Source organism: Methanobacterium sp. BAmetb5, assembly GCF_003491305.1.
In the GTDB taxonomy this organism is placed as follows: Archaea; Methanobacteriota; Methanobacteria; order Methanobacteriales; family Methanobacteriaceae; genus Methanobacterium.
This window is the reverse complement of record NZ_CP022706.1, coordinates 630,001-649,380: the sequence shown is the minus strand read 5'-3', so window position 1 is coordinate 649,380 and position 19,380 is coordinate 630,001. Positions and strand designations below refer to the sequence as shown.

Below are 19,380 nucleotides of genomic sequence, written 5' to 3'. Positions count from 1 at the left end.
TTAACTATTTCTTCATCTTCTCCAGCACTTCATCCAGACGTTCATAAGACTCATCTATCCCTTGTTCCATCCCGGATTGCATCATGCCATCCCGATCCTCAACAGATTGGAAGACAGATTGGTCAGTTAATTTGGTCCGATTACCAGATAATTCTTCGAGTTTCAACGTGTCCAGAAGAACATGACCGGGTTCTGGAAGACCTTCAAACTCAAAGGTACTGATGATTCTCTCGGGACTAACTTCATGATACACCCCATGAAATACAAACTCATTGCCCTCTTGATCTATCTGAATGAACCGCCAGGAGCCACCATTTCGAGGTTCAAATGTTTCAATGTTTGTGCTAAATCCACGGGGACCTATCCATTGTGTATAAAGTTCTGGATCGGTTAACGCTTTAAAAACAAGTTCTCGTGGAGCTTCAAACTCTCTTTCTATAAATATTTCCAGTTTTCCGGGTTCTGCCATAATTTTAGCCATATTTTTAGCCACATTAATCACCCATTTATGATATATGTTAATACCCTCAAAATTTGAACAAACCATATTTAAACTTTGACAAGATATTCAGCGAGCTTATCCAGGGATTCATTCCAACCAGCTTCAGCTAAAGTCTTATTTTGATTGTCCGGGAAGCCAGTGTGCTGCAGAGTGAGGTGGGTCTTACCATTTTTTTCCTGGAATATCACCGTCACCATCAACTCCAATGGCCAGTCTCCGTTCATTCCGTAGTGAGAAGCTGGAACCACATTACCATCTGCATCAGCGAAACTATCTGTGGATACAATCCGCTCCATGGGAACTATATCCTTATAAACACCGGTGCTCCAGATGTCCTGGCCTTCCGGTGATCGCATGCTGTACAGCGAAGAGCCTCCCACCATAAAGTCATTCTTTACCACCGGCGTGGTGTACCCTCTTGGGCCCCACCATTTTTTAATAGCCTCAGGGTTGGTCCAGGCCTCCCAAACCCTCTCCAGAGGAGCATGGAATGTACGAGTTATAAATAACATGGTAACTTCTATTATGGCCATAACATTTCCCTCGGTGTCCTGGAAGGATCCGGTGTACCCCATATCGGGGATGGTCATCTTTTCGGTCAACATCTCCCCTCCTTCCGCTTCAATTTTCCGGGCAAATTCATCGTAGGAATCAATACTGATGACATCACTAATCATAGAACCAAATTCTTTTGGTTTTATAGCCCCATTGATTCCGGGTTCATCCTCTTCACCAGCTTCCACCAGCCAATAATCTAATTCACCAGCCCATTTATCTATTTTCCATCCGAAAACTTTTCTATAGAATTCTACTGCTCTTTCTGGTTCTTCTGCTGGTATCTCAAAATGAATAACTTTGGGCATGCTCTAACACCTCTTTTTAACTAAGAAATGAATAAACAATCTTTAAATTATTTTAAATCCCCTTTTTCAACTCATTGTGAATCTAATAACTCCTGATTAAATCATTCATCATAGCAATGAAGCATTCTAAATCATATTGTCACACCGTAATACACTATATTTATTTTAGAATAATTAGATTTCCATTATCTAAAATACAAAAAATAGTCCAAACATTAACCAGAAATACAAAAACATTAGTAATAAAGAATGATAAAAATTCTGATATATGATATATTTCCTTGACATGACTTAAACAAGATAATAAATCTTCATTTAACGTAAAATCATTATTTAAGGTAAAATATGGTAGATAAAAAATAAAAAAATTTTTCATGATTTGGGGCTAAATTTCATGATATTTGTGGCTAAAAATAAGCCGGTAACGGGGAAATATATGAAAATTGAGAAAATGGAGGTTTAGTTATGAAACAGTTTTTAATCACTCCTGCAGCAGGTAAGAGACTCATAGCCCGGGCATTGGTGGACTATCCCTCCATCAAATCTGCCTTAAAATCAGGGACCCTGGTTATAATCGCCGGAACAACCAATGGGTACGTGGCAGAAGAGATTTTAACATTCCTCGGTCAACAGGAAGGATTTTCCAGGGAAAGGTTCTTCAGGGGGATCGTCCTGCCTTCTGCTGGTTTAATCAGTAAGTCTGGCCGACTTAAAGACGAAACTGGGTTTCCAGGTGATGTGGTCATAGTGGATGGTGTGTGGAAGAAAGGTTTAACCATATTTGATGTTGTTGGCGACCTTAAAGAGGGTGATGTGATACTGAAGGGTGCCAATGCCCTGCAACTTCCTGAAAAGAAGGCTGCTATCTACATTGGCCATCCGCAAGCGGGAACCATTGGGGCAGCCCTACAGGCAGTGGTAGGCCGCAGGGTACGTCTGATTCTGCCGGTGGGGCTGGAGAAAAGGGTGGATACTGATCTGGATGAACTTGTCCTGAGAATTAACTCCCCGGGAACAGAAGGTCCCCGCCTGTTACCGGTAGTAGGTGAGGTTTTCACGGAAATAGATACTATATCCAGTTTAACCGGTGCCCGGGCCGAACTGGTGGCTGCCGGTGGTGTGGCCGGTGCCGAGGGTTCCATCTGGCTGGCAGTAAGTGGCCAAACCCATCAGGTGGCCCATGCAGAGAAACTGATAGAATCCATTTACCGGGAACCACAAATTCACCCTGTAAAAATTTCCCTGTAAATTAATATTTTTCCAGTAACAGTTCAACTTCCTTCTGGGAATGCATGGCCTGCAAGTCTTCATATTCTTTATTCTTCACTGCCAGATATGACTTGGAAAGTTCAGGCCCCATGGCATTGGATATAGTCCTATCCTTCCTTAATGCCTCAAGTGCTTCTCCCAGATTCCCGGGGAGTGGTATAATTCCCTTTTCATCCCGTTCCTCTGGTGAAAGAGTGGCTGGGTCCTTTTGTACTGGTTCAGTCAACGTCATATTCTCTTGAATACCATTTAGGCCTGCGGCTATAACTGCACCCAGGGCCAGGTAAGGATTGGAAGCTGCATCCACAGTTTTCAATTCAAAATGTTTTATTTTACCCTCTTCTCCCTGGATCACCCTGATTGCGGCCTCACGGTTATTGAAACCCCAGGACTGGAAGGCCCCACTCCACATGTGGGGTCTTATCCTGCGGTAAGATCGGGGTATTGGTGTGGTTAGAGCCATCAGTGCCGGTAAATGGTGCAGTATGCCTGCTATAAATGCTTGAGCAGTTTCACCAATACCATATTCTGTGTCATGGTCCGGTAAAATGTTTTCATCATCCTTCCACAGGCTGAGGTGCAAGTGGCACCCGCTTCCAGCCTTATCCGGGAAAATCTTAGGCAGGAAGGAGGCTATTAACCCATGTTGAGGGGCAATGGCCTTAACTGTCTCCCGGAATATAACTTGGTTATCGGCAGCCGGCAGTGCATCAGAGTACCCCATGGTTATTTCCTGTTGACCCGGCCCGGATTCAGGATAATACTGTTCCACAGTAATGTTCTGGGTAATTAAGGATTCAACTATGTCCATAATAACTGGATGGTTTAAATCCATGGATTGGGTGGATGCAAAAGGAGTAAAATCTGCTGGCTGGTAAAAGGGATGATTATTGTTTTTAGCATTCCCATCATTTTGAGTTATACTCTTTTTTAGGAGGTAGAACTCGTTTTCAAAGGATGCTTTAACCTTCAAACCATTCTCTTCCAGGGCCCTGATCATTTTCTTTAAAAAACCGCGTGGACAGTTTTCCCATACTTTCCCATCCTGCAACATGTCTCCCATAACCCTGAAATGACCTGGAGCGTAGGATAAGGGTGTTAATGTGGCCATATCTCCCCGGAGTGTTATTTCACCCACGGGATCCAGTCCAGATTCAGCCACTACACCATCATACATCACTGGAACGCCCTGCTGGCCACGGGAAATACCCACTGATACTTCCTGATCCTTAACTGAATCCACATGAACTGCTTTTCCCCGGATGATATTGGCATTATCACACCATACCACCCTTATGAATTGGGGTTTCAACCCTGGTGTCTTCTTATTTTTCATTATGCCTTCACCTGTGGCTTATTATCTTGATGCTCAATCTTCTGAAAATATATTCATCCCTAAGGTACTAATCCCCTTTCGGATGGGATCACTTAGATTGCATTTCATAAGTCCTGCTTTTAATAGATTCTCACCAAGGGAAATACTTTTGGCAATATTTGGTGCTGATTTTCACTGTGATAAACCTTGGTGCTGATTTTCATCGTAATAAACCGGACAGATTTTTAACCGGAGGGTAACATTAAAAATAGTCATAACTCATTTAAAAAAATATGAAAAATCCCTAAAAAAATAAAAAGGGGATGTTAATGGCGTTTAGGGATTATCATACCTCCCAATATCATTAGCCCTGCTATTAATAGGGTAGCTAAGGGTATTCCAGTGCTCTGCATGCCAATGGTCCGGCCAGCAGTAGTAGTGGTACTTGCTGCCTGGGCCACAGGGGTTATGATCACAGTTCCGGTCAGGGACTGACTATCCAGCAGTATGGAAATTAGTGCTTCCCCTGCTGCTTCATCACCACGTAGTATGGCTGTGGCCACTCCAGATAAGGTTCCCACAGTTATGGATTTACTGCCCACATTACCCAGAGAGGTGGTAAAGGTTACCGGTGTCCCGTCTGGAAGGTGTCCTAACGATGGTAAGTGGAATGTTCCATCTGAATCGTACCTTAGATCAGCAGTAAGGGTTGATGTTCCACCCTGCAGGATGGTGATGGGATTGGCATTGTATCTCATAACTAGCCAGGGTTCATAATCAGCCACTCCATCAATGAGGGTGTTGAAGTCCGGAAGGTTAGATCCCCACCAGTTGTACTGGATGTCAATGAGATCTCTGGATCTAATAGCGTTGGGGGTGTTGCCTACTATGCGGTTGAAGTTCACCATAACATCTTCGTAACCATTGTAGTTATGTATGCCTCCACTTTCGTAATCAGCGATGTTGTAGGCGATGGTGCTGCCAGTCACTTCTAAAGTTCCCTGGTTGTATATTGCTCCACCCGCATCTCGGGCGTGGTTGTGGTTGAAGGTACTGTCTTTGACAGTCAGGGCTTCAAGGTAGTTGTATATTGCCCCTCCATAATCGCCAGTGTTGTAGTTAAATTGGGAGCGGGTCACGGTCAGGGTGCCCCGGTTTTCAATGGCCCCACTGTCGCCCTGAGCAGTATTGTAACTCACACTACTGTCAGTTATATCTAACTGGCCATAGTTGGTTATTCCACCACCGTTTCCACTGTTTACTCCAGCAGTGTTATGTTCAATGGTACTACCGGTTATGGTCATGGTGCCACTGTTGTATATGGCTCCCCCATCATCACCGGCATGGTTGTTGGTGAAAGTACATCCCGTAATGGTTGTAGTCCCCGCGTGACTGCAAATAGCCCCACCATCAATTTCAGCCTGGTTACCATTGAATATGGTGTTGGTTATGGTCAGAACTCCGTTGGAGTTGTAAATTGCCCCACCAAAATCACCAGAACCTGCAAGATTACTGTTGAATTGGCTATTGGCAATATTCACAGTCCCCCCGTTGTTGTAGATGCCTCCACCATTTACTGTGGCGTGGTTGTTTAGAAAGACACAGTTTTGGATGTTCAGGGTAGCTCCGGGGTTGTTGTAGATCCCGGCACCTACACTGTTTAGACAATCCTGGATCTTCAGGTCTTGGAAGGTCACTGTTTTCCCGGTACTCACTGAAAATCCAGCATTTGACAGCCCGGCATCAATCTTAGTTTGGTCTGGTCCAGCTCCCTGGATAGTCACGTCTTTAGTTATAGTTAGGTCATAGTCTTGACTATTGTCGTATGTTCCAGGGGCAAGGTGTACTGTACCGGCGTCGTTGACATTGGCTACACCGTAACTTATGGTCAGGAATGGTTCAGTTTCTGTTCCCCGCGAAGGGTCATCAATTCCATCGGTGGCCACGTATACATCGGCCGGGGCACCGTTGGCACTGACCGGGTTAACCAGTGAAAATACACCCAGGGCTGAGATTAATAAAATTAGAAATAAAAGGTGGTTTTTGTTTATTTGGAAAGTTTCCAACATTTTCACCTCCTTTATGCCCACTAAAATGTTAAGTTCCATAATGTATTTTGTCTTAAGTAAGCAATAACTTTTTCTCCGAACTGTTCGGAAGTTGTAAAAAAAGATGTTAAACTATGCGGAAGGGGAATAAAATAATAAAAAATAGTGATTTAGCCATCAATCTCCTTAATGATGGCCTGGTGCATCCTGCGGATGAACTCTATCCTCTCTTCGTACTTCAGAACATCCAGATAACCCTGTGATACCAGGTTGAAGGCGAAAGGGGATGGTATTTTGGTGTTAATCTGTTTAATCTCCATTTTACCATTTTCTAAGAGTTCTAAAACTTTCCGGGCGTTATTCACATCCATAAAATCCTCCATAACCTCTCGGCGGGCTTCCTTGAGTATGGGGAAGTTGGGATCCAGTTCCTTCACGAACTTCAGGAGGATTTTACCCCTAACCTGCTGGCGCCCCACAGATTTTTCCCGTCCTTTGTAGCGCCGCAGGATCATGAGTGAACGCCCTGCACAATGCCGGAAACGCCCGGCCAGTGTTTCAGTACGGTCAATTGCTTCTTTAAGGTATTCATCCAGATTTTCAGGGGTTAGTTCCTGAAAGGCCTCCAGGGCTCCAATTTTCCCTTCACTGGATAGGTAAAATCCGTTGTCGGAGATGGAGATCATCACATCGTGGCGGTATCTCCGGGCGATAACATAGGCCAGGGCCCGGCTGAGGGCATCGTTAACCCTTCTCCCGAAGAGGGTGTGGAACACCACGAATTTACGGCCCCCAAAACCAGTGTAGTATTCTACCAGGAGGGTTTTAAGGTGGGGGACTAGGGCATAGAGGTACTGTTCCCGGAAGTACTGGTATATGGAGTGGGCGGCATTCTCATCCACGTAGAGGTACTGGTGTATGAACTGGATAATATCCTTTTTATTCTGACCTTTTTTAAATTCCCACTCCAGTATTTCCCGGAATTTCTGGATGGACAGTGCCAGATCAAAGGATAGGGGTAGTTGTTCCGAGAACCAGGAGGGAATGGTAGGGGGACCTGAGGCCGGGCTGACATTGACACTCATTCCCCGGGCATAATTGAAACGGTAGATACGGCCACCCAGCACAAAACTATCCCCTTTTTTCAGTTTCTCCATGAAGTCTTCTTCAATATGTCCCACCACTTCACCACTGCATTTAACCACGGCAGCGCTGCGGTCGGGTATGGTTCCAATGTTGGTGGAGTAGAGCATTCGGGCCAGTTTACCCCTTCGACCCATGCGGTTTTCATCCCAGTCCACCCATATCTTGGCGTAAACGTAACGATCTTCCAGGCGGGTGTACTCCCCGGCCAGGTAGCTCAGTACACTTTTATAATCATCTTCCGAGAGTTCACGGTAGGGATAACTTCCCCGGATAAGCTGGAAAGCTTCATCCAGATCCCAGCGCTGTTCAATGGCCATACCATATATCTGCTGGGACAGTACATCCAAACAGTTTTCCGGGATGTGTATCTCATCGATCTTACCTTCCAGGGCGTTTTTCAGTATGAGTGCACATTCCACCAGATCGTCACGGTCTACCACCATCATTTTCCCCTTGGACTTCTCATGCAGCTGATGCCCACTTCGACCTATCCTCTGCAAGGCCCGGGAGACGGATTTGGGACTGGATACCAGTATCACCAGGTCAATGTAACCAATGTCTATCCCCAGTTCCAGACTGGTGGAAGAAACCACCACTTTCAGTTTTCCCTCCTTTAACTTGTTTTCGGCTTCTAGACGCAGCTCTTTGGAGAGGCTGGAGTGGTGGGCCATAATGTTATGGTCATTATAACTGCCAGGGTACCTTTTCTTCAGGTTAAAGACCACACTCTCCGTACCACTACGGGTGTTGGTGAAGATAAGGGTAGTCTGGTGCTCCTGGATAAGATCATGGAGCATCCGGTACATGGCCTTGTAGGTTTCGTCAGGTTCGGTGGCTATTATGTCCTTAACCGGGCAGATAACCTCCATATCCAGCTGTTTAAGGTAATTGACATCCACAATGAGGCAATCTCGTGGCTGACCATAGGCGTAACCCACCAAAAATTCAGCCATCCTCTCCAGAGGGTGAACTGTGGCACTGAGTCCGATGCGAACAAATCCTCCGGTGAGGTGTTCCAGCCGCTCCAGACTCAGGCTGAGGTGCACACCTCTTTTGTTCTCGGCCAGTGAGTGTATTTCATCTATTATCACGTATCGGACTTTGGATAGTTTCTCCCGGAACTTGGGTGCACAGAGTAGGATGGAGAGGGATTCAGGGGTGGTTATGAGGATGTGTGGTGGAGTTTTAAGCATCTTTGATCGCTGGTACTGGGTGGTATCTCCAGTTCGTACTGCTTTGCGTATTCCCAGTTTGCGCCCGGCGATATTTTCGATCTCACTCAGGGGTTCCTCCAGGTTCTTTTCAATATCGTTATCCAGGGCCTTGAGGGGGGAGATGTACAGACAGTAAACCCGGTCCTCCAGTATCTCCTGGTCTGCCAGGCGGGTGAGTTCGCTGATTATGGAGAGAAAGGCAGTGAGGGTTTTACCGGAACCAGTGGGTGAGGAGACCAGCACATTCTTTCCCTGGTGAATGTCCACTATGGACTGGCGTTGTGCCTCAGAAAAAGTCTCAAACTTTCCCTGGAACCATTCCCTGGCCCAGGGGTGTAATATTTTGTAAATATCTTTATCAGAATATTTTTTTTCCTGTTTGGTTATCATTTTATCTAATACTTTCAGTTAGTATGGTGTTTATTAAGTTTAAGAGAATTTTTTAAGTTTACGAATGAAAATTAACGGTTTTCATGATTTAAAAGAGTTCATGATTTAAAATCAATAAAATGAGAGTCATAGTGGTATGGTTCTGGTTGAACCTTCAGAAGATGACTTATTTTTCCGAAGTAAAAGGTTTCAAATTTTTCAACACCGAAAACTTCCATTTCATCATGTTTCATCTCTTTTAAAAATGGTGATAGTAGTTTTTCATGGAGAACATCAGAACCTTCGGTTATGAAGTTAAAGGAGGGCATCACAATCAAATTTTTATCCCGAAAATTCCCGGCCAGGAAACATTTAATTTTTTCTATCCGTTCTCCACTTCGAATTCCCACTGCAGGGTGTTCATGACCAATTACAATATTTTCTTCTTTAATTTCATCCCATTTTTCTGGGATCCTGTCCCCATGTATTACCTGGAAGTTACCGGTTGAATAGTTGCCATAAACCTCCAGTCCGGTTTTCTGGGCAATTATGGGCGTCAGGGGGTCGTGGTTTCCCTTGATGAGGATTATTTCCTGGAATCGTTCCTGAAGGTAATCTATGAATTTAAGAGTTTCCTTCCATTCCTGGCGGTTTATTTTCCCGAATTCGTGTTTCAAGTCACCGTTGATGATTATACGAGAGCATTCGCTACGGGAATGGATTTCTTCCATCCTCTGGATTATCTTGGGATACTGGAATTTTGGTATCATCAAACCCTGGTAGTTCAGTGCTTCCTCATATCCCAGGTGAAGATCAGATATTATCAGGTGATCCTCAACTTCCAGGGCCAGATCCAGGATTCGGGCGCCAAATATGTTACTGGAAACCATAATCATCCTCTAAATTATAAGAATATCCATAAAGGTAACATCAATAAAAAAAAATCTTTAAAAATCGGGTAATAATGGGGGTTAGGAGTGTTAAAAATTATTCTACATGTGTAATTGGTTCAAATGGTAAGTGTTTCAATATTAATATATCATCTATAATTCGGGACCTGATATTTATAGTATTCTATTGGTCCTTCATGGTTTTAAGTGTTCCCTAGTGGTGTTCTCCCACTATCTTCACTTTTTTTTAGGCCATAACCATGAAAAAAACAGGTGTACAAGGAGCACCAGGAGGAAAGGCAAAAATAGTAGGGTGTGTAGCTGGAAAGAAAGGGTTTTATCCAGTAATCCTCCAGTGATATGCTCTATGCTCCGGTAATAGGTTATTCCCAGGCCGGAGACAATAACCACCACTATCAGGATTATCAAAATAAGATGAACCGCCTTTTTGGTGGTTTTCCTGTCCATTTACATAACTCTCCTAATAATTCTTATAAAATGGTTATTAAAGTCAGGATAATTATAATCACTTCAAAAAGCTTTCATTGAGATTACCACTCATTGAATAGCCCCTACTTTCCCAGTAACCCTGGTAACTGGAGTTGTCGGATAATTCAATACGCTTTATCCACTTTATCCATTTGTAACCCCATTTACTCTCGGCCACCAGCTGGAAGGGAAATCCCCTCTCTGGAGAAAGGGTGGCATTGTTCATTTGGTAGGCCATTATTATCTGGTTGTTCTGGAGATATTCCAGGGGAAAAGAAGTGGAATAACCATCAACTGCATAAAAGATAACCGTGTTTGCCTGGGGTAATGGATGGGCTTCATTAAGGATGTCTTTTACCAATACGCCCTGCCATAGTATGTTCACACTCCACCCTTCCACACAGTCCAGTTTAACCACTTTCTGATAGTTCTGGAAATTCTTGACCTGGTCGTAAGTATAATTACGGGGGTTGGCCACCAGTCCATCTACTTCCAGATGGTAACTGGTAGTATCCACATACTGGGGACCTTTAATAGAGTTTTCACGAAAATCGCTGGCTGAAGATAATTTTTGGCCTTGATATTCCGTTACTTCTACCGAACTTAGGGGGATAGTAGAGTCAGGGAGGATATCCAGGCTGATGACCGTGGCCACTACCATGATAATAACTATGGCCGCCAGGGCAATGTACTGTTTTATCATCCCTTTCCCCCTCTGGAATTTTGAAATTCCAGTTTAATAGTTTAATTTTTTTAAAATCTACTTTTGACTGTAGGTCTGGGTTACTGGTAAATTACGCAGCCATCCCAGGTCACTCTGATATAACTGCCTAATATCTTTGATTCCCAATTGTATCATGGCCAGTCTTTCAATTCCCAGCCCAAAGGCAGCTACCGGTGTTTCTATTCCCAGTGGTTCCAGTACCTCCGGACGGAACATCCCCGATCCCCCCAGTTCAATCCAGCTTTCCTTCTCTGGGAGGTAGATCTCACACTCGGTAGATAGATAGGTGTAGGGGAAGTAGGCCGGACGGAAGCGGACTTCAAAGCCCATCTGGTGGTAAAATTCCTTGATTATTCCCAGGAGGTTCTTGAAGTTTATCTCCTCTGCAGCCACAATACCCTCTACCTGGTGGAATTCAGGGAGGTGCTTGTAGGTTATGGTTTCCCTGCGAAAAACACGACCCACTGAGAACATCTTCAGGGGCGGTTCATTTTCAGCAAGGTAACGGGCTGATACACAGGTGGTGTGGGTTCTAAGCACGGATTGGCGGGCTACATCCACGTCCCAGTGGTAGCCCCATCCTTCACTGCCAGTGTCACCACCATCTTCATGAACCTGACTTACCCTTCCCACCATATCCTCGGAGGGTAAATCAGTGGTTAGAGGTGATTTAACATAGAAAGTATCCTGCATTTCCCGGGCAGCATGGTCTTGGGGTTGGAAGAGGCAGTCGAAGTTCCAGAAAGCTGATTCCAGAATGGTGCCCCGGGTCTCCATGAAGCCCAGGTTCAGGAATATGCGCCGGATCTCCTGTATGGTGCGCTGCAGGGGGTGCATCTTACCGGGGAATATGAGGGGATGCTCCGCCTGTACATCGTAACCACGGTAGTGTAGGTCCTTCCAGGAATCAGTTTTAAGTTGCTGGTGGGTAAGCTGGGTGGCTTCCTCACGTATCTGGAAACCATGTTCCAGTATTTCTTCACCCTTACTTGTCACGGTGAGGGTGTAGCTTGAATTTTTATTTAAATTAATAAGTCCTTTCCTTTTTTTAAGTAGATTGAAACCTTCATTCAGTGAGTTGGATAAACCGCCCAGGGTGAGTATTTTGGTGGAGTCCATGATGGTCTTGAGGAGCACTTCATCAATACCTGGCTTTTTCAGGGCCTTCTCTCCCTCAGGGGTTATGGTAACGTTACCCTTATCCAGGACTGCCCATCCTTTCTTCATAATCCATCCAATGGCTATTTTAACCTCGGAAGGGTCAATGTCTGATTTTTGGGCCAGATCCTTCATGTGGATGGTGTGTTCCTGGTGTAGTGCTTCCAGGATCTTCCTTTCTGGTAATCCTTCCTGGGCGTAGGTGGCTCCCGAAGGACCGAGGCTCAGCACTTCCTCTACATCACGTTCTATTTCTATGATTCCTTTGGATTCCAGTGCTCCCGCAGCACTCATAACCTGTTTTATATCTAAATCAGTACTTCGAGCCACATCTTCCGGTATGGCCTGTCCTCCTACTTCCCCTACTGCCTTCAGGACTTTCTTTTCGTAGAGGTGCATTTCATTGATGATCTTATCTAACATTTTGAACCTCGAATTTAGTTGATACTGTGGATGAATTTCATTTATTTAAGAATTTATTATATGAATTACCACGGGTTATTTTTATAGGAATTATTTCCCGGGTACTGGTTATGATTTAATTTTAAATATTTCAGGGTAACTAAAAAATCATTTCAATATTTTTGCCCTGAAACTTCAACCAGAATACCCTTTTATTTATTTCCTAACTTGGTTTTATAGTCATGGTAGCCATCAAGATAGGAAACCATAATGGAGGAAGCAGTGAAATCTGCGGTGGTGCCGGGGTTTAAACCACGGTCAATTAATTCCTGGTCGAATTTTTCCACACCTGCCCTTCCCTCACTGGTCAACATTCCCCCTTGATCCAGTATATACCGGGCCTGTTCTGATACTTCCTGTGCCTTTTTGTCCCCAAATTTACGGCTGATGAGGGTGTCTGGTACCCGGGACAATATGGTGAGGAAGGTCTGCACTGTGGCCTGGTTGAGCTGGTACCCTGATTTAACCTCTTTAAATGTAGGATACCCAATATTGAAGGTGACCGGCATTTTATGGGTGAGCTCGTAGGACAGTTTGTCCCAGGGGGCAGAGATCTCCAGTACATCAAACAGGTTTACCCCGTCATCACGTAGTTTCTGGAGGGAACTTTCTGCAGCCACATCCAGTTCCTCTTGTTCACCCATTCCCCCTGCATCCGCAATATTTATGGCCTTATACAGGTTAACTGCATCTTCAGGGGTGGTTGACTTTATTATTCCGTCAACTTTATCCCGAAAGGTATCCCAGTTAATCTTATCCTCGTCAGACATTCCCGCTACCACAGATAGGGGGGTGGTTAGCATCACGATCCCTAAGTTGGTGTTGTTGGCCACCCAGTGGTCAGTTTCAGTCACGGCCTCCAGGATCAGTTCTCCCAGTCCGATATTCTCCCATTTATCCGGAGTATCCCTGTATTTAAGTCCTCGTTTTGCAGCTTGGGCCATGGTGTCTCCAATGGCTATTCCACTGAGGAGAAAATCTTCAAATACCATGTCCGGGAAGTTCTGGGTGCGGTGCACATTACCGGGTTTTGGATGTCCGCTCACCTCCAGTACTGAGGCTATCTGGGCGCATTTAGAAACATAACTGGATTCCATTTTATTTCCCCCCATCAGCAGATGGTGTCCAGTTTACCTTCCAGGAAGTCTGGTGCAAAGTGGGATATGATAAGATCTGCACCGGCCCGTTTAATGGATAACAGGGACTCGTATATGGCTTCGTTGGTAAGATATTGTGCTTCAATCCCTGCTCGGAGCATGGAATACTCCCCACTCACCTGGTAAGCGGCGGTGGGCATTCTAAATTCTTCTTTAACCCGCTGGATCACATCCAGATAGGCCATGGCCGGTTTAACCATTATAATATCTGCCCCTTCATCTAAATCCAGTTCCACTTCCAGCAGGGCTTCTTCCACATTGGCTGGGCTCATCTGGTGGGTTTTACGGTCACCAAAGGAGGGTGATGAACAAACTGCATCACGGAATGGTGCGTAGAAACTGGATGCATATTTAGCGGCGTAGGACATGATCAGGGTATCCTGGAATCCTCCGTCATCCAGCATTTCACGAATAACCCCCACCCGGCCATCCATCATATCGGAGGGTGCTACTATGTCTGCCCCGGCTTCCGCATGGCTCAGGGCAGTTTTGGCCAGTAAACGCAGGCTTTCGTCGTTTAGGATCTTCCCGTTTTCCACTATCCCACAGTGGCCGTGGGTGGTGTACTGACAGAGACAGACATCAGTGATGACCACCAACTCGGTTTCTTTTTTCAGGCGATGTACAGCCTGCTGCACTATTCCCTCATCAGAGTAGGCTGATGTTCCCAGTTCATCCTTTTCCTCCGGCATTCCAAACAACAGGACGGATTCCAGGCCTAATTTTTCCAGACGTTTGGCTTCATCAATGGCATCTTCCAGACTGTAACGATACTGGCCAGGCATGGTGTCAATGTGTTCTCCAGCTCCCTCTTCCAGTTCTTCCTTGATGAAAAGGGGATAAATAAAGTCTTCTGCCTGGAGGGTTGTTTCACTCAGTATCTTCCTTATTTGGGGAGTTTTTCTTAGTCTACGCATTCGACGAGTTGGAAAGTTCATTTAAGTCACCATAATCCTTTAAATAATAATCTTCTAATCAATAAATAATTATTCAAAATTAACTGAAAAATTCACTTATTAGATTCTTCACCTCTACTTTCTTTATTTATTGAACATCAATTATTAAACTTCTCCGGGTTTATGCAACTTTTTGCTATGGATACTGCAAAATATTAATAAAACTTCTCATAAATCTTATATAAGGGGGAGGGAATGACTCATCTGGAAATACTTCTGGTGGAAAATGATGTGGAGAAAACATCATCCCTTAAACAGCTTTTAGAATCTTTAGGTTATTCAGTACCTCATATAGTCGGTTGTGGTGACACTTCAATCACCCTGGCTAAGGAAACAAAGCCCGATCTTATTTTAATGGATATAAAATCCTCTGATAGTGGTAGTGCCTCTGATGAATGTATTAAAACCCAGAGGGAAATAAAACAACTTGATCTGCCCGCAGTATTTTTAACTCCAACTACCTCCTACTCCGATGGGATTCGCCAGAAAACTAAGTCCACTGATCCGGTTAGTTACATTACCAAGCCCTATGATGATTTTGAACTTAAACACGTCATTGAACTCACGGTTTATAAAAATGAATTAGTAAAAGAATTTGAAACATCAGAAAATTATTATGAAGCTATTTTTGAGCACACTGGGGCGGCAACAGTAATTATTGAGGAGGATACCACAATTTCCCTGGCTAATTCTGAGTTTGAAAAGTTGAGTGGCTACTCCCGGGAGGAAATTGAGGGTAAAAAGAGCTGGACAGAATTCATCACTGAAGAGGACCAGGAGAAGATGAAGGAGTACCATCGCCTCCGGAGGATTGATCCAACCTTAGCACCCTTGACCTACGATTTCAGATTCGTGGACCGGGAGGGAGTGGTAAAAAACATTCATTTAGACATCGGCATGATACCGGGTACCAAGAAGAGTGTGGGGTCTCTCCTGGATATAACTGAACTGAAACAATTCCAGGAGGCCCTGGCTAAAAGTGAAAAAAAATTCCGCAGTGCACTGGATAATATGATGGAAGGATGTCAGATCATTGGTTACGATTGGACTTACCTCTACGTCAACGATGCAGTGAGTCACCAGGGCCACTTCAATAAAGAGGAACTTTTAGGCCACACCATGATGGAGATGTACCCTGGTATTGAAGATACAGAGTTATTTGCTGTTTTAAGGCGTTGTATGGAGGGGAGAGTTTCCGATCACTTCGATAACAAGTTCATCTATTCAGATGGAAAAACTGCCTGGTTCGAGCTCAGTATTCATCCGGTGAGCGAGGGAATATTCATTCTCTCCATAGATATCACCGAGCGAATGAAGACACAGGAAGAAATAATGATTAAAAACACCCTTTTAGAGGAAAAAATTAAAAAAGAACAGGAAAGGTTGCAACGTAAGGGATAAATCCAGCATAGTGGTTGGTTAATTCCCGCATAGTGGTTGGTTAATCCTCAAACATTGGTCTGTTAAATTAACTTTTTAAGAGGACATTCGATGCCGTATGGCTTTTTCTGATAGTATCTTTTGGCATGTTCCACTATAAGGGCATGATATTCCTGGTAAACCGGAACATTTGGGCTTAAATTATCTTGAAACAGTTTTTTCAGAGACATATAACTAATTTTATCTTCCACTACTCCCAGATGGCTGAAGATTCGTTTGGTGTAAGTGTCAATCACAAATTCCGGTTGTTTATAGGCGTATAAAAGTATGGAATCTGCAGTTTCATTCCCCACACCCTTTACCCTTAAAATTTCCTTTCTAGTGGGAATTTCACCATCTAAGGCCAGGAAAAACCGGGTAATGTTCAACAGATACATGGATTTCTGGTTTAAGAATCCTGCCGGGCGAACTGCTTCTTTTAGGGTATCATCATCAAGGGATAGTAGTTTATCTGGATCCAGAACATTTAACTTTTTAAGATTTCCCAGTGCTTTCTCTGCGGATGTCCAGGCAGTGTTCTGGGTTAAAATGGCCCCTAGAATGATTTCGTATTGTTGTTTCCGGGTTTGGGGTAAATCATAATTCAGTGGATGGTATCCCTTGGTAGCCCCGGTTTTATCTGGATTTTCTGTTTCCAGATCCATCAATGGCCACCAACCCTGTGGACCGTAAAGATGGTAGAGTTTTTCATAGATTTTGCCAAATAATGATCTCTTCATGGATAAAACCCGGTTTAAAATAATTGCTAATTGATCATTAGATTTAATGATCCTACTCTTAACATTTTGGTTCATGTTTTTATTGAATTTCTGTCTTTAATTTATTGAATCTCTGTCTTTAACCTAACACCTTACCAATTTCCCATAGGATAGAAGAAGTATGTAATGGCTCTTGTCCACAATACAATAATGGCTGCCGATAGATGTGCAAGTGGTAAGGCAATAAGGGGATTTATTTATGTGCAAGTGATTAATAGAATATTAGGAGCCATAATAATGATAATTAATTGTGATAAGTGTCTTTTAAGAAGATGGGAATCTTCGGATCTTTCCAGTCTGGTGGTCAATGCCCACAACCCCCGAGTTGCGGCTAACATGAGGGATGGTTTCCCCTATCCTTACACCCCGGAACATGGTAAAGATTGGATCACTGTAGCCCGCAGCGATGATCCCTTGCATAACTTTGCCATCACCATAGATAACCAGGCAGTAGGGGGCATAGGACTTGCTCTGGGTGAAGATATTGAAAGAATATCTGCTGAACTGGGTTACTGGTTAGGTGAAAATTACTGGGGAAAAGGTATCACCTCTTCGGCCATAAAAGGAATTTTAAGATATGGATTTGATGATTTAGGATTGGAAAGGATTTTTGCCAAGCCCTTTGAACACAACACTGCATCCCGGAGAATACTGGAGAAAAATGATTTTAAACTGGAAGGTATTTTAAGAAAAAGTGTTATTAAAGGCGGCAAAATCTATAACCAGGCTTTATATGCCAAAACAAAACAATGATGTTATAAGTGATATAATGATGGACCGGGCACGTTTTATCAGAGAAGATGAACTGGAACAGTTGTTATCCTTGTACGAATATCTAATTCCCGAAGACCCAAAACTAACCATAAATACAGCTTTAAAGGACCATTGGAAGAAAATAGTCACGGACGAGAACATTTTTTATCTGGTTGTTGAGGAGGAGGGAAGAATAGTTTCATCCTGTAACCTCACCATCATTAAGAATCTCACCCGTTCAGCAAGACCCTACAGTCTCATAGAGAACGTGGTAACCCATCCAGATTACCGGAATAAAGGATATGGGACTGCAGTTTTAAAGAAAGCCATGGAAATAGCTCGGGAGAAAAACTGCTACAAGGTAATGTTGCTAACCAGTAAGAAGGATGAAAAAACACTCAAATTTTATGAGAATGCCGGGTTTGACCGGGGAGAAAAAACAGGATTCATATTCCGGATGGACTGAGGGAATGCAATAAATTTTTGCTTGGTTTTATTCCAATAATAACTTAAATAGCTATAAAACCATAATTCTATGTATCTCATCACCCCACATTTAATTAATTTATTTCAATCCAAATTTAATTAAAGATTTTAGGAAGTGTATTCATGGCCGGAAACACCACAGGTAATTTATTCAAGGTAACCACCTTCGGGTCCAGCCACGGCACTGCACTGGGAGCAGTGATTGATGGTTGCCCGGCAGGTTTAAAACTATCAGCTGAGGATATACAGAGGGAACTGGATCGCCGGAGGCCAGGAACCAGTAAAATCACCACTCCCCGGGGAGAAACTGACCAGGTAGAAGTTCTCTCCGGAATATTTGAAGGTAAAACTGATGGAACTCCAATTACTGCCGTGGTGTACAATAAAGACGCTGATTCATCGGCCTATGAACCCTTCCGGAACAAGCCCCGACCCGGCCACGGTGATTACACCTGGACTGCCAAGTACGGTACCTACGACTACCGTGGAGGTGGCAGGGGCAGTGGCCGAAACACCATCGGGCACGTGATAGGGGGAGCAGTGGCTAAAAAGCTCCTGAAAGAACTGGATATTCAAGTGGTGGCCCATGTAACTCAAGTGGCTGATGTGAAAGCCCAACACGTGGCTTACAGTCGCCTCGCAGAGTACGTCGGGCAGAATCAGGTGCGCTGCGCTGACCAAAAGGCCGCCCAACTCATGGAAAAGAAGATACTTGAAGCCAAGGAAAAGGGAGATTCCCTGGGTGGTGTGGTGGAAACCATAGCCTTCAATGTCCCTGCGGGACTGGGAGAACCGGTTTTTGATAAACTCGACGCTGATCTGGCCCGGGCACTGATGGGAATCGGAGCAGTTAAGGGTGTGGAAATTGGATTCGGCTTCCAGCTGGCAGAGGCAACGGCCAGTACCACCAATGATGAGTACTACCTGGAAGGAGAGCAGATCAAAACCACCACCAACACAGCTGGGGGTATTGTTGGAGGAATATCCAATGGTATGCCCATTGTAGCCCGAATGGCAGTCAAACCCACACCATCCATCAGCAGTGTGCAAAAAACAGTGGACCTGGAGAAGATGGAAGAAACTGAAATCCAGATAAAAGGCCGACACGACCCCTGTATCTGTCCACGGGTAACCCCAGTGGCCGAAGCAGCGGTGGCCATGGTCCTGGTAGACCACCTGATGAGATCTGGATTTATCAACCCGCGGCATGTCTGATATGCATGTTACGGGCATTATTTCTTTTTTTGAGCTTTTTAGATCCTTTTTTATTAATCTTCATTCGTTGGGATTGTAATCTTTAATACTTTTAATTGAAATCCCTATTTTTTTAATAGATTACGTTATATTCAATCGTTTTTCACTGGTGTTTTGGTACATTTGA

General features: G+C 44.1%; 18 protein-coding genes (1 of these 18 only partly in view). 5 read left to right on the top strand and 13 right to left on the bottom strand.

The window, feature by feature from the left end; genetic code table 11:
* Positions 1–4: 4 nt before the first annotated feature.
* Together CIT02_RS03055 and CIT02_RS03050 are read right to left on the bottom strand one after the other, a co-directional pair.
* Positions 5–493 (bottom strand): SRPBCC family protein, encoded by a 489-nt coding sequence (locus tag CIT02_RS03055; RefSeq protein WP_292613893.1) that lies wholly within the window; start codon positions 491–493, stop codon positions 5–7.
* Positions 494–549: 56 nt separating this feature from the next.
* On the bottom strand, positions 550–1,365 hold the full coding sequence (locus CIT02_RS03050; RefSeq protein WP_292613891.1) for an SRPBCC domain-containing protein: 816 nt from the start codon (positions 1,363–1,365) through the stop codon (positions 550–552).
* Positions 1,366–1,830: 465 nt separating this feature from the next.
* Here CIT02_RS03050 and CIT02_RS03045 point away from each other — a divergent pair, with 465 nt between their 5' ends.
* Positions 1,831–2,613 carry a hypothetical protein gene (locus CIT02_RS03045; protein WP_292613889.1) on the top strand — a complete coding sequence of 261 codons (783 nt, stop codon included), beginning with the start codon at positions 1,831–1,833 and terminating at the stop codon, positions 2,611–2,613.
* Position 2,614: 1 nt separating this feature from the next.
* On the opposite strand, the gene CIT02_RS03040 is transcribed toward CIT02_RS03045, so the two are convergent.
* The 9 genes from CIT02_RS03040 to hemB form a co-directional block, all read right to left on the bottom strand.
* Positions 2,615–3,970, bottom strand: a complete 1,356-nt coding sequence (locus tag CIT02_RS03040) for a glutamine synthetase family protein (RefSeq protein WP_292613887.1) — start codon at positions 3,968–3,970, stop codon at positions 2,615–2,617.
* Positions 3,971–4,275: 305 nt separating this feature from the next.
* Positions 4,276–6,018, bottom strand: a complete 1,743-nt coding sequence (locus CIT02_RS03035) for a hypothetical protein (RefSeq protein WP_292613885.1) — start codon at positions 6,016–6,018, stop codon at positions 4,276–4,278.
* 149 nt (positions 6,019–6,167) lie between these two features.
* Positions 6,168–8,747 carry an ATP-dependent helicase gene (locus CIT02_RS03030; protein ID WP_292613884.1) on the bottom strand — a complete coding sequence of 860 codons (2,580 nt, stop codon included), beginning with the start codon at positions 8,745–8,747 and terminating at the stop codon, positions 6,168–6,170.
* Between the two features lie 98 nt (positions 8,748–8,845).
* Positions 8,846–9,616, bottom strand: a complete 771-nt coding sequence (locus CIT02_RS03025) for a metallophosphoesterase (RefSeq protein ID WP_292613882.1) — start codon at positions 9,614–9,616, stop codon at positions 8,846–8,848.
* A 237-nt stretch (positions 9,617–9,853) separates the two neighbouring features.
* Positions 9,854–10,084, bottom strand: a complete 231-nt coding sequence (locus CIT02_RS03020; protein WP_292613880.1) for a hypothetical protein — start codon at positions 10,082–10,084, stop codon at positions 9,854–9,856.
* 58 nt (positions 10,085–10,142) lie between these two features.
* A complete protein-coding gene (locus CIT02_RS03015; protein WP_292613878.1) occupies positions 10,143–10,808 on the bottom strand; it encodes a molybdopterin-dependent oxidoreductase in 666 nt (221 codons plus the stop codon).
* Positions 10,809–10,865: 57 nt separating this feature from the next.
* On the bottom strand, positions 10,866–12,410 hold the full coding sequence (locus CIT02_RS03010; protein ID WP_292613876.1) for a phenylalanine--tRNA ligase subunit alpha: 1,545 nt from the start codon (positions 12,408–12,410) through the stop codon (positions 10,866–10,868).
* A 191-nt stretch (positions 12,411–12,601) separates the two neighbouring features.
* Positions 12,602–13,546, bottom strand: coding sequence for a triphosphoribosyl-dephospho-CoA synthase (locus CIT02_RS03005; protein WP_292613874.1), 945 nt, complete (start codon positions 13,544–13,546; stop codon positions 12,602–12,604).
* Positions 13,547–13,560: 14 nt separating this feature from the next.
* Positions 13,561–14,544 carry a porphobilinogen synthase gene (hemB, locus tag CIT02_RS03000; RefSeq protein ID WP_292613872.1) on the bottom strand — a complete coding sequence of 328 codons (984 nt, stop codon included), beginning with the start codon at positions 14,542–14,544 and terminating at the stop codon, positions 13,561–13,563.
* 213 nt (positions 14,545–14,757) lie between these two features.
* Between hemB and CIT02_RS02995 the strand changes: the two genes are divergently transcribed.
* Positions 14,758–15,963, top strand: coding sequence for a PAS domain S-box protein (locus tag CIT02_RS02995; protein WP_292613870.1), 1,206 nt, complete (start codon positions 14,758–14,760; stop codon positions 15,961–15,963).
* 62 nt (positions 15,964–16,025) lie between these two features.
* Here CIT02_RS02995 and CIT02_RS02990 read toward each other — a convergent pair whose 3' ends face one another.
* Positions 16,026–16,721, bottom strand: a complete 696-nt coding sequence (locus CIT02_RS02990) for an endonuclease III domain-containing protein (protein ID WP_048086021.1) — start codon at positions 16,719–16,721, stop codon at positions 16,026–16,028.
* 276 nt (positions 16,722–16,997) lie between these two features.
* Between CIT02_RS02990 and CIT02_RS02985 the strand changes: the two genes are divergently transcribed.
* The 3 genes from CIT02_RS02985 (at position 16,998) to aroC (ending at position 19,214) form a co-directional block, all read left to right on the top strand.
* Complete coding sequence (locus tag CIT02_RS02985) at positions 16,998–17,513, top strand: GNAT family N-acetyltransferase (protein WP_286679545.1); 516 nt, start codon at positions 16,998–17,000, stop codon at positions 17,511–17,513.
* A complete protein-coding gene (locus CIT02_RS02980) occupies positions 17,494–17,979 on the top strand; it encodes a GNAT family N-acetyltransferase (protein ID WP_231863032.1) in 486 nt (161 codons plus the stop codon). Before CIT02_RS02985 ends, CIT02_RS02980 begins: the two co-directional genes overlap by 20 nt.
* 143 nt (positions 17,980–18,122) lie before the next feature.
* Entirely contained in the window at positions 18,123–19,214 is a 1,092-nt protein-coding gene (gene aroC, locus CIT02_RS02975) for a chorismate synthase (RefSeq protein ID WP_277897356.1), read from the top strand.
* A gap of 131 nt (positions 19,215–19,345) precedes the next feature.
* On the opposite strand, the gene CIT02_RS02970 is transcribed toward aroC, so the two are convergent.
* Positions 19,346–19,380: the end of a hypothetical protein gene (locus CIT02_RS02970; RefSeq protein ID WP_171824055.1), read on the bottom strand. It continues 139 nt past the right edge of the window; only the last 35 of its 174 coding nucleotides appear in the window; its start codon lies beyond the right edge, outside the window; the stop codon is at positions 19,346–19,348.